Origin of the sequence: Bradyrhizobium sp. C-145, assembly GCF_023375135.1 — a bacterium.
Classification (GTDB): domain Bacteria; phylum Pseudomonadota; class Alphaproteobacteria; order Rhizobiales; family Xanthobacteraceae; genus Bradyrhizobium; species Bradyrhizobium zhanjiangense.
In genome coordinates this window covers 8475919-8488078 of sequence record NZ_CP088150.1, presented here as the reverse complement: position 1 = coordinate 8488078, position 12160 = coordinate 8475919, and the positions used below count along the sequence as shown (strand labels likewise).

Here is a 12160-nt window from a genome sequence, read left to right as displayed (position 1 = left end):
AGCGACAAGGAGGAGAGGCGCATGGCCCGACCGGCGGTGCTGACGGTCGCTGATACGATCGCGAAGAGCTTTCTGCGCGCCGTCGAGACGCGGGGCGACAGGCCGGCGATCCGGGAGAAGAAATTCGGCATCTGGCAGCCGACGAGCTGGCGCCAATGGCTGGAGATCTCAAAGGAAGTCGCCTACGCGCTTCGCGCGATCGGCTTCATGCCCGGCGACGTCGGCTCCATCATCGCCAATGCCGTGCCCGAATGGGTCCATGCCGACATGGGCATCCTGTGCGCCGGCGGCGTCTCCTCGGGCATCTATCCCACCGACGCATCCTCCCAGGTCGAATATCTCGTCAACGACTCCAGAACAAAGGTGATCTTCGTCGAGGACGAGGAGCAGCTCGACAAGGTCCTCGCCTGCCGGGCCCGCTGTCCTACTTTGCAGAAGATCATCGTGTTCGACATGGAGGGCCTCCGCGGCTTTTCCGACGACATGGTGATGTCGCTCGACGAGTTCCGTGCGCTCGGCTGCAACCACATGGTCGGCCGCGAGGCGCTGTGGCAGGAGATGATCGACAGCCGCAGCGCCGGCGATCTCGCGATCCTCGTCTACACGTCGGGCACGACGGGGTCGCCCAAGGGGGCGATGCATGCCAACCGCAGCGTGACGCATCAGATGCGCCACGCCAACGATTTCATCCCGGCGCAGGAAGACGAGGACCGGCTGATCTTTCTGCCGCTCTGCCACGTCGCGGAGCGCATCGGCGGCTACTACATCTCGGTCGCGCTCGGCTCGGTGATGAACTTTGCCGAGAGCCCGGAGACAGTGCCGGACAATTTGCGCGAGGTGCAGCCGACGGTCTTCCTCGCAGTGCCGCGCATCTGGGAAAAATTCTATTCCGCCATCACCATCGCCCTGAAGGATGCGACGCCGCTCCAGCAATGGGTCTATCGCCGCGCCATCGGTGTCGGCCACCGCATGGTCGATTGCCGGCTCGAGGGTAAGACGCCGCCGCTATCGCTGCGCCTCGCCAACCGCCTCGCCTATCGCATCGCATTCCGCAACATTCGCCGCATGATCGGGCTCGACCGCTGCCGCATCGCCTTCACCGGCGCGGCGCCGATCGCCCCGGAGCTGATCCGCTGGTATCTCGCGCTCGGCATCGACATGCACGAGGTCTATGGCCAGACCGAGAATTGCGGGGTGGCCACCATGATGCCGGCGGAACGGATCAAGCTCGGCTCGGTCGGCACGGCCGTGCCCTGGGGCGAGGTCGCGCTGTCGCCCGACGGCGAGATCCTGATCAAGGGCGACTTCCTGTTCATGGGCTACCTGAACCAGCCGGAGAAGACCGCCGAGACCATCGATCAACGCGGCTGGCTGCACACCGGCGACGTCGGCACCATCGACAATGAAGGCTTCGTCCGCATCACCGACCGGATGAAGGACATCATCATCACCTCGGGCGGCAAGAACATCACGCCGTCCGAGATCGAGAACCAGCTCAAATTCTCGCCCTACATCTCGGACGCCGTGGTGATCGGTGACAAGCGGCCGTATCTGACCTGCCTCGTGATGATCGACCAGGAGAACGTCGAGAAGTTCGCGCAGGACCACGACATTCCGTTCACCAATTATGCCAGCCTGTGCCGGGCGACGGAGATTCAGGACCTGATCTGGCGTGAGATCGAGCAGGTCAACGGCAATTTCGCTCGCGTCGAAACCATCAAGAAGTTCTACCTGATCGAGCGCCAGCTCACCCCGGAGGACGAGGAACTGACGCCGACCATGAAGCTGAAGCGCGGCTTCGTGAACAAGCGCTACGCTGCGGAGATCGAGGCGATGTATCGCCAGCGTGCGGTGGCGTGAGGCGCATGGCAGGAACGCCGTGCGCCAGGCGACGCTGAAATCAGCGAGGGAGCGATGGCCACGCCCTTCGCGCAACACGGGCCAGGGAGAGGAGATATCAATGTCGAAGTCGTTCAGGGCGTTCGGCCTTGCGGTGAGCGCAGTGGTGCTCACGCATCTGCCGGCCGCGGCGCAGATCAAGGTCACCAATGAGGGCATCTCGGCATCCGAGATCGTCATCGGCACTCACCAGGATCTGTCGGGTCCGATCAAGGGTTGGGGCGTCCCGGTCGCAAACGGTATGAAGATGGCGACCGAGGAGATCAATGCGTCCGGCGGAATCAATGGCCGCAAGATTCGACTGGTCGTCGAGGACAGCGGCTATGATCCGAAAAAGGCTGTGCTGGCTTCGCAAAAGCTGATCGAGCGTGACAAGATCTTCGCGATGGTGGGACCGATGGGATCGCCGACAGTGCTCGCCGCGCAGGACATCCTGTTCGACGCCGGCGTCATGCAGCTCTTCCCGCTGACGGCGGCCGAGTTCACCTTCAAGTTCGATCCGGCCAAGCCGCAGGAGCGGCTGAAGTTCAACAACCTCTTGCCTTACGTCGAGAGCACGCGGGCCGCGCTGAAATACATGATGGAGTGGAAGGGCTTCAAGAAGCCCTGCATCATGCATCAGGATGACGAGTACGGCAAGAACGTGCTCGACGGCTTCAACCAGCAGCTCACCGCGATGAAGGTGCAGCCGGCGTCGATCACGAGCTACAAGCGCGGCGCCTCCGATTTCAGCGCGCAGATCGCCAAGATGAAGTCCGATGGCTGCGACCTCGTCCTGCTCGGTACTGTGCTCCGCGAGACCATAGGGGCGATGACCGAAGCCAAGAAGCTCGGCTGGGACGTCACCTTCCTCGGTGCGACACCGACCAATGTGATGGAGGTGCCGATGCTCGGCAAGGAAGCCGTCGAAGGTCTCTATGCCGCCAGCGGCTTCGAGATTCCTTACGAAGACACCGCCAAGGGCAAGGTCAAGGACTGGCTGGTCAACTACAAGAAGATGTTTGGCACCGACGCCAACACGCAGGCCATCATCGGCTACAATGCGGTGATGACGTTTGCGTTCTACGCCAACAAGGCGGGCAAGGATCTCACGGGTCAGAAGATGCTGGACGCGCTGGAGTCGGGTGACAAATTCCTCGACATCTTCAACTCGCCCCCGACCAAGTTCTCCAAGACCGACCACCTCGCCAACACCATCACCCAGGTACAGCAGGTCAAGGGCGGCCGCTGGGTGCTGGTGAAGGACAATCTGATGTTTTGATTGAGGTGTCGCTTTCACCCTCCCCTGGAGGGGAGGGTGATCGTATATGGCGTGCACGATGCTGCGGCATCGGCGCTGGGCTCCCTCTCCCGCTTGCGGGGGAGGGCTGGGGTGGGGGGTGTCTCCGCGTTGGGATTGTTGAATTGTGGAGGGCGTCTCTGCGTGGCGAGAGCCCTCCCTCGCCGCGCTCTGCGAGCGCGTCGGCCTCTCCCGCAAGCGGGAGAGGCGGAGCAAGCCCGCGGACAATCTTCGTGAAATCCATATGCGATAGCCCTGCCCTCGAGGGGAGGGTAAGAGTTCACGATCCTCCAGCCGCGTTGCCCGAGTTCACCGGGGCCAGTTCGTCTTCGCGGCAGCGCCAGCCATCGGCGGCTTTGACGAAAGCAAAAGTCCGCTGGATCCTCAGCCGGCGCGTGACATTGAAAGCCTCGCCGGCGCGCTCCTTGTTGCTGGCTTTCGGTTGCGGACGACCGGTTCTGGCGTCCCAGCAGGTGCCGGTGCAGGTGGAGGCGACCTTGCTGCACATGGTGAAGGGCGCCAGCACGGCCATCTCGATCTCGCCGGTGACCTGCGCCTCCTGCTCGGTCACCTGGCTGTCGAGCGCGTAGACGCGGTTGATGCGGAGGAAATTTCCACACGAATTGGCCGCGTGAATCCGCGCGGCGCAGAAGTCGACCGCGTCGGTGTCGGGCGAGTGGGCCGCGACCTGCCGGCCGAACACCTTCTTGGGGTCGCCTCTCGCGGCGCGAATCTCATCGGTCTTGCGCTTCAAATGGTCGGCGAGACAGTCCTCCGCGGATTCCAGCTCCAGGAGCGGCACGTTCTCCTTGCCGACCAGATTGCATTTGCGGTCGCGCTCTCGCGTCCACCTTCCATATTCGGCGAAGGCAAAGCGCGCTGCGGTCGGGTCCAGCCTGCCGATCAGGCCGAGCACCTGGCTGTTCAACTCGGTTTCGGCAAGCGCCAGCGCCGGGTCCGCGCAGATCAGCGCGCCCGCCGCGGTGTTGGCCGCGAGACAGTCGAAATCCGGATCGCGCACAATTGCGGCGCGCTCCTCGGTGACCTTGAGCAGGCACGCCTTCACCCGGTCGAAATCGTCGGCGCGGATCGCGGTCTGGCCGACGATGCCGCAGCTGAGGTTGCGCTGCCGGTTCCAGATCGCATTCTCCTCGATCGCGGGCAGGCGATCGGGCAGGCGGGCGAGCTGTGCCTCGATCGCCGAGCTCAGCTTCTCGGCGGCGGCGGCAAGCTCGGCATCGCCGCAGAACAATTGGTTGCCGGGATCGCGAATCTGTTGGCAGTTGTTCTTGGCAAACAGCGGCAGCCGATCGGCAACGGGGCGGTCGGATTGCGCGGAGGCTGGTGCCGCCGGCAACGCCAGCAGCGCAAGCACAGTCGTCACGATGAACCGCATTCCAGTCGCCCCCGCATGGCCGCGGCCATGCTAGCGTCCCGGACGATGTGACGGAATGGCTTTGTGGCTGGAGGGCTTATTCCAGAAGCGAGCTACAAGGTTCTGCAGCGTCGTCCCGGCGAAGGCCGGGACCCATAACCCTGGGGAGACGTTTGGCGAAGATTGGTGGTTATTCGGCTTTCCTTTGGTACAACTACCTGCGTCCACCGAAAGATCACGCGGTATGGGTCCAGGCCTTCGCCGGGACGACATCGTATGGGTTGCCTCGTCGCGCGCCTACAGGATCCGGGTTCAATGCGTCTCGGTGGCGGCCATCGAGAACCGCACGGGTTCGTCGACATATTTCATCACGGCTGACTGATAGAGCACGAACAGCGGCTGGTAGATCGGTGCCGCGTCGTCCGCGACCATTGCCATGCGGCGGTTGTCGAGCATCAGCCAGTGGCCGTCGAGCCGTGCGGCGGCCACCGCATGCGCCTCGCCGGCGTGGGTGTCGCGCACCACGACGATGCGGAGGTCTTCGGCGGCAACGCCGGCGAGCCGCAGGGCGGCGAGCTTGGCAATGGCATAGTCTTCGCAATCGCCGGCGCCGCGCTGGAAAGTCACAAGCGGCGAGCTCCAGACGTCGTCGGTGCCGTCATGGGTGGCCCGGATGGCGAGGTTGATGGCGCGGTTGGCCTCGCCCAGCTTCGCGCGGCCGTCGCGATCACGGGCCTGGTCGACGATGGCGAGCAGCTTCAGGGCCGCAGGCGATGCGCAATGGTCCCGGTCGCCATCGCACAGCGCGAGCTGCACCATGTCGTCGTCGAGCCTGTCCTTCAGCGCGAGCCATTTCCGTTGCAGGCTGCCCGACGAGATGGCAAAGGCGAACACGCCGAACGGCTCGGCGGATTTGCGCACGAGGACGCCGGCGCCCGGCGACAGCAACGTGCCGGCGCGAAGCTCGGCGACCGATCCGAGCAGGATCAATGCGCACAAGACAAGGATTGCGCGCCAAGCGCGCGAGCGAGCAGCGGTCTCCATCTGACATCCCCTTCCGGGCATCGCGAGATCCCCCTCGATCTCGACGTGCCGGGCTTTGTTGCTTTCGCGGAGATAGTGCGAGATGGGCCGTTTTGTTCTGCTTAACGCGCCCGGCAGGGGTCCCGAAACCGGGGAACAGGCTGAAACGAGCCTGCCCAGATTGCATAAAATTTTACGAATCGGGGGCTAGGGGAAGCGCCGCCTGCCGCGAAATGGAGCCAATTGCAGGTATTGGTTGTGCGCTCGCTGATTCCCCGTCCTATGGCTAACGACCCGATATTTCCCGGGTTCTGTTAGTTGGGTCACAGATTTGGCTCCGTATTTGCCCCAGTGTGCTGCGGGGCACCACGAACAAGAGATGACACAAGTATTCGTTACCAGATCTATACATTGGAATACGTAGGAGTGCCGGAAATGGGCTCAAACAGGCGAAATTATACTTCAAAATATTTCTCGAGCTGCCCCGCTTCCTCCATGAAGACTTGCTCCGACCGGGCCGGCGGCGGCTCGGTGACGCGAAATCACACAAGCAATAGATGGTTTCGCTAAGGACTTGGTAATGCTATGCAAGCTTAGGCGGTCGATACTTACTTAGATTTTAACCCTTTTTACGGTGCCCGATTGAATTACGCTGGCAAATTTGACGCCGCGATGTCCTTGGACGGCCAGGATTCCCGTTCGCTCGCCGATGGCCATGTCGATTTCTCTGCTGCCAAGCCCTTTATCGCCAAGGCGCATGGTCACGTGCCCGATGGCGCGTTCGTTGTTCCCGATCCCAACCTGATCTTCAATGGCGAGTTCAAGCGCGCAGGTCTCGACCTCGTGCTGTCCCATGAGGGTCATGAGTTCGTCGTTCACGATTATTTTAGGGGCGACAAGCGCGCGGCGGTCGCCTCGCCCGATGGCGCCCACCTCAGCGGCGACGTCGTCAGCGCGCTCACGGGCCATGTGCAATATGCGCAGGCCGCGCCTGGCGCTGCCGCGGCCCAGGTCATCGGTCACGTCACAAAACTCTCCGGCAGCGCGACCGCGATCCGCAATGGCGTTTCAGTCATCCTGAACAACGGCGACAATGTCGAGAAGGGCGACGTGGTCTCGACCGGCGCCGATTCGACGCTCGGCATCACCTTCATCGACGGCACCGTGTTCGGCCTGTCCTCCAATGCGCGGATGGTGCTGAACGAGATGGTCTATGACCCCAACGGGTCGAGCAACTCCTCGCTGCTGAGCCTGGTCGCGGGCACCATCACCTTCGTCGCCGGCGAGACCGCCAAGCACGGCGACATGAAGATCGACACGCCGGTCGCCACCATGGGCATCCGCGGCACCGCCGTGCTGACCCAGATCAACTTCGTCGTTCCCGCCGGCGGCGGCGATCCGCAGCCGCAGGCGAGCTTCCAGGTGCTGGTCGAACCGAACGGCACCACCGGCTCCTACATCCTGTTCGACAAGGTCACGCTGCTGCCGATCGCGACGGTCAACCAGGCCGGTCAGATGATCCAGATCAGCGGCGGCAACGTCTCGATCAGCAACGCGCTGATGTCGCCGGACGTGCAGAAGCTGATCACGGACGTGTTCACGCTGAAGTTCACCGACAACAACACCAACACCAAGCTGACCACGAACTTCACCGACACGATCACGCCGATCAGCCAGGACGTGGTGTTCAAATCGGGGTCGGGCGCCATCGCGGTCGCGACATTCGTCAATCTCAATCCGCAGGGACAGGACGGCCCCCACACCTCCACGCCTACGGCCACCCGTGTTCCCGGCCAGCCACTGGTGCAAAGTCTCGATTCCAGCGGCAACGTGAAGACGGCGTTCGAGTTCACCGAGCGCGCGGACACCACGGGCGACACGACGCATAACGACACGGTCTCCGGCCGGATCACCTTCGTCGATCAAAACCTCGGCGACCTGCCGACGGTGTCGGTGAGCCTCGCCGAGGCGCCGAACTACGTCTACAAGAACGCGGGCCAGCAGGACGTTACTGGCTCACTCACCGCGCTGCAGAAGCAGGACATCGCGGCGACGCAGATCCAGATCAACGTCGTTGCAGATGGCGGCAACAACAACAATGGCTCTGCGGTCTGGACCTACACGGTCCCCGACCACGTCTTCGACTTCCTCGCAGCCGGCGAAACGCTGACGCTGACCTACATGGTTCGCGTCGATACCAATTTCGCGGTGAACCCGGAGTCCAAGTTCATCCCGATCACCATCACGATCACGGGGACGAACGACAAGCCCACCGTCGCGACATCGGGTGGCACCGTCATCGAGAAGGTCGGGACCGGCAACGAGGCTCTGGACACCATCACGGGCACGGTCACGTTTGCCGACGTCGATCTGACGGACCGGCCGATCGTGAGCGCGGCGCTCTCGTCGACCCAGCCGTTCAAATATCTCGATGCCGAAGGCAACGATATCACCGCGACGCTGACGCCGGAGCAACGCGCCGCGATCGCCGCCGTCGAGGTGCCGCTGACCGTGGTGCAGGGCGCGGGAAACAGCAACAACGGCTCGGCCACCTGGACCTACAGCGTTCCCGACCATCTCTTCGATTTCCTCGCCGAAGGCGAGACGCTGACCCTCAATTATGTGGTGCAGGTCGATGACGGGCACGGCGGTGTGGTCAGCACGCCGATCAGCGTGTCCATCAACGGTGCGGACGTCAATGTCGAGGGCACCAACGACGTGCCGACGATCGTCGAAGACTCCACGATCCCGACCGGCGCGGTGACGGAGGATGCGACGCCCCTGACGGCCGAGGGTACCATCGCCTTCAACGACCCTGATCTCACGGACACGCACAGCGCGAGCTTCGCCCTGAAGTCGACGACGTCGAGCGCGCATCTGCCCGGCTTCAGCGACGGCAGCTCGCATATCGGCACTTTCGCGCTACTGCCGGTGAGCGAGAGCCCCGGCGTCAGCACGCGAGGGTCCGTGGGCTGGACCTTCACGCTCGACGATAACGATCCGGTGCTCCAGTCGCTGGCGGAAGGCCAGACCATCACGCAGGTCTACACCGTTACCGTCGACGATCATCACGGCGGAACGGTCACCCAGGATGTCACGGTCACCATTACCGGGACCAACGATGCGCCGACCGTGACCAGCAGCGCCGCGGCAGCGACGGGCAAAGTCATCGAGGACACGGCCCTGTCACTGTCGATCGACGGCACGCTGGCAATCCAGGATCTGGACCTGATCGACACCCATGCGGCGCAGGCGGTGTTCAAGTCCTCGTCCTCGAGCGCGCATCTGCCGGGCTTTGTTGAGGGCGCTACGAATATCGGCACCTTCACGATCGATCCTTCGGTGCTCGAATCCAACACCGACACCAACAACGGCGCCACGCTGGGTTGGCACTTCACGCTCGACAACAGCAATGCGATGCTGCAGTCGCTGGCGGAAGGTCAGACCATCACCCAGGTCTACACCGTCACCTTCACTGACAATCACAATGCGACGGTCACGCAGGACGTCACCGTCACCATCACGGGAGTCAACGATGCGCCGACCGTGACCAGCGATGCCTTGGCGGCAACGGGCGAGGTCACCGAGGACACCGGTCCGACATTGTCGATTGACGGCACACTGGCGATCCAGGACCTCGACCTGATCGACACTCATACCGCGCAGGCGGTATTCAAGTCGTCATCCGTCAGCTTGGCTCTGCCGGGGTTCGACGCCAACAGCACGAACATCGGCACGTTCACGATCGATCCGTCGGTGCTCGAATCCAGCACCGACACCAACAACGGCGCTACGCTGGGCTGGCACTTCACGCTCGACAACAACGACGCGATGCTGCAATCGCTCGCGCAGGGCCAGACCATCACCCAGGTCTACACCGTCACGTTCGATGACCACCACGGCGGCACCGTCAGCCAGGATGTCACCGTCACGATCAATGGCGTCAACGACGCGCCGACCATCACCAGCGATGCTGCCGCGGCGACAGGCGCGGTCACCGAGGATGAGGGTTCGTCGCTGTCGGCATGCGGCACGCTGGCGATCCAGGACGTCGACCTGACCGACACCCACACGGCGCAGTGGTCGTTCAAATCGTCGTCCGTCAGTTCGGCTCTGCCGGGCTTCGAGGACGACAGCACGAATATCGGCACCTTCACGATCGACCCGGTGTCCGAATCCAGCACCGACACCAGCAACGGCGCGACGCTGGGCTGGCACTTCACGCTGGACAATAGCGATCCCGTGCTGCAGTCGCTGGCGGAGGGGCAGACCATCACCCAGGTCTACACTGTCACCTTTACCGACGATCACGGCGCGCAAGGCTCGCAGGACGTCACCGTCACGATCACCGGCACCAACGATGCGCCGGCCGTTTCCTATGTGACATCGAACTACATGAACTTCGACGGCCAGACCATCGCGGTCGGCGACGTGCCGACGGTCGCCACCGATGACGTGACGCTGGACGGCTGGGTGAACTGGAGCGGGGCGGCAGATGCCGGCCACGGCCAGATCCTGTTCTACAACGGCAACACCTCGACCACCGGCTTCGGTCTCCTTGGCACCGTCAACGCCGATGGCACTATGGAGCTGCAGATTCTCGCGGGCGGCGTCCAGATCGCCGATACCGGCGTGGCGCTCACCGCGTCGCAGTGGCACAACATCGCGCTGACCCACGACAACGGCACCTTCACGCTCTATCTCGACGGACACCTCGAATATTCGCAGTCATGGACGGTCAACCCGATCGACGGCAGTCCGTCGAATCCGTCGGCGTCCTACATGATGATCGGCGCCGCGAGCGACCCAGGCGCGCCGGGCTTCGGAGCGGAAGGCTTCTTCGGCTCGATCGCCGATGTCAGCGTCTGGACCACTGCGCTCACGCAGACGCAGATCCAGTCGATCGATTTCACCGGCCTCAGCGGCAGCGAGGCGAATCTTGCCGCGTATTATCAGCTGGGCGACGGCAGCGGGACCACGGCCACCAATACGGTCAACTCCGCCCACAGCCTCGCAATCGAGGGCACTGCAGACTGGGCCAGCGGGACCTCCGGCCCGGGCGGCGCCGTCGCCGATCTGATGGAAACCAATGCCGGCCAGCTTTCGCATGGCGTGCTGGCGGTCTCCGACGTCGACGCGATCGATCACGTCACGGTGTCGGTCAGCCAGGTGCAGGTCTCTCTCGACGGCGTGCCGCAAACCGGCGACGTCGGCGGGCTGTCGCATGCGGACCTTTTGAACTATCTCACCGTGCCGTCCGGCGACATCCTCGACGGCACGGCCAGCTACGCCCAGTTCACCTGGAATTTCAATTCGGGCAGCCAGGCCTTCGACTTCCTCGCCGCCGGCCAGACGCTGTCGCTGCAATACACGATCGTTCCGTCGGATGCCGAGGGCGCTGGCACGGGCGGCGTAGTCACCATCAACATCGCCGGCAGCAACGATGCGCCGACACTCACCGATCTCCACATCGGCCCGCTCACGGACACGACCGCTGCCGACACCTTCTCCGATCTTACCGGACAACTGGCCGGCACCGACGCGGATAGCGGCGAGACGGCGACGTTGACCTATGCCGTCCTGAACGCGGATCACCATGCCACGACGACGGTTGCGGGTCTGTACGGCTCGCTGACGGTCAACCCGGACGGCAGCTACAGCTACGTTCCCAATGCAGGGGCCATCAACGCGCTGTCGGACGGGTCCTATGCGGATATTTTCACGGTCCAGACCACGGACGCGCATGGCGCCACCGGCACGGCAACGCTCACGGTGGACGTGACCGGCGCCGACGACGCCAGCGGCCCGGTCATCGACACCACGAGCTTCTACGTCTGGCACGCCAACGAGAGCAACACCGACTTCATCACCGGTCTCTCGGTCATCGACACCGATCCCGGCGCTGCGACGGATGAGTTCAAGATCACGGCCGTAACTGCACATGATCCGGACAGCAGTGTCGCCCCGGGGGCGGTGTGCGGCTCTCTCGACGACATCAACTTGGCCCTCGCGGATGGGGTCACCTATGATCCGGGCCAAACGCCGCCGGACAATGATCAGATCACGCTGACGGTGACAGACAAAACCACCGGCCTGTTCGATACCGTCCACTTCATCTTCAACGAGGCGGGGGACACCGGCCAAGGCGTCACTCTGGAAGGCACCGACGGCAAGGACGTCATCTTCGCGACCGATACGGGCGACACGCTGACCGGCGGCGCCGGCAAGGATCAGTTCGTGTTCTCGCCGGGCGTGCTGTACGACCAGAACGGGCAACCCATCACCGACCTCTCGCACACCATCACCGATTTCACGACGGGGCTGGACAAGATCGACCTGCGGCAATTCTCGGACGTCAACTCCATTAGCAATCTCACCATCGTCCAGCAGGGCTCCGGCGACACGCTGATCACTTGGCATCAGCAGGTCACACAGCCTGAGGGCGCGCCGTTCACGGAGAACGAGTCGCTGCTGCTGAAGAACGTGATCGCGGCAAATCTCAAGGCCAGCGATTTCATCTTCCACATCACCTGATGAACGCCTGGCCCCTCCACGGCCGGCGGCTTTCTTGACCGCGGCAAAAA

The 12160-nt window shown here is 63.3% G+C and carries 5 protein-coding genes; 3 read left to right on the top strand and 2 right to left on the bottom strand.

Translation table 11 applies throughout. The features are described 5' to 3' along the window. Positions 1-21 precede the first annotated feature (21 nt). Complete coding sequence (locus tag LRP30_RS39895; RefSeq protein WP_249758335.1) at positions 22-1860, top strand: AMP-dependent synthetase/ligase; 1839 nt, start codon at positions 22-24, stop codon at positions 1858-1860. A 100-nt stretch (positions 1861-1960) separates the two neighbouring features. Further along, on the top strand, positions 1961-3160 hold the full coding sequence (locus tag LRP30_RS39890; RefSeq protein ID WP_249758334.1) for an ABC transporter substrate-binding protein: 1200 nt from the start codon (positions 1961-1963) through the stop codon (positions 3158-3160). A gap of 298 nt (positions 3161-3458) precedes the next feature. On the opposite strand, the gene LRP30_RS39885 is transcribed toward LRP30_RS39890, so the two are convergent. Continuing rightward, on the bottom strand, positions 3459-4574 hold the full coding sequence (locus LRP30_RS39885) for a lysozyme inhibitor LprI family protein (RefSeq protein ID WP_249758333.1): 1116 nt from the start codon (positions 4572-4574) through the stop codon (positions 3459-3461). Between the two features lie 291 nt (positions 4575-4865). Beyond that, positions 4866-5597 carry a transglutaminase-like cysteine peptidase gene (locus LRP30_RS39880; RefSeq protein WP_249758332.1) on the bottom strand — a complete coding sequence of 244 codons (732 nt, stop codon included), beginning with the start codon at positions 5595-5597 and terminating at the stop codon, positions 4866-4868. Positions 5598-6248: 651 nt separating this feature from the next. On the opposite strand from LRP30_RS39880, the gene LRP30_RS39875 reads away from it, so the two are divergent. Then, on the top strand, positions 6249-12110 hold the full coding sequence (locus tag LRP30_RS39875; protein WP_249758331.1) for a VCBS domain-containing protein: 5862 nt from the start codon (positions 6249-6251) through the stop codon (positions 12108-12110). Positions 12111-12160: the final 50 nt, after the last annotated feature.

Excerpts from the sequence above, each read along its gene's own strand:
- LRP30_RS39875 (WP_249758331.1), top strand. The coding sequence starts at position 6,249 with ATGTCCTTGGACGGCCAGGATTCCCGTTCGCTCGCCGATGGCCATGTC.
- LRP30_RS39890 (WP_249758334.1), top strand. The coding sequence starts at position 1,961 with ATGTCGAAGTCGTTCAGGGCGTTCGGCCTTGCGGTGAGCGCAGTGGTG.
- LRP30_RS39880 (WP_249758332.1), bottom strand. The coding sequence starts at position 5,597 with ATGGAGACCGCTGCTCGCTCGCGCGCTTGGCGCGCAATCCTTGTCTTG.
- LRP30_RS39885 (WP_249758333.1), bottom strand. The coding sequence starts at position 4,574 with ATGCGGTTCATCGTGACGACTGTGCTTGCGCTGCTGGCGTTGCCGGCG.
- LRP30_RS39895 (WP_249758335.1), top strand. The coding sequence starts at position 22 with ATGGCCCGACCGGCGGTGCTGACGGTCGCTGATACGATCGCGAAGAGC.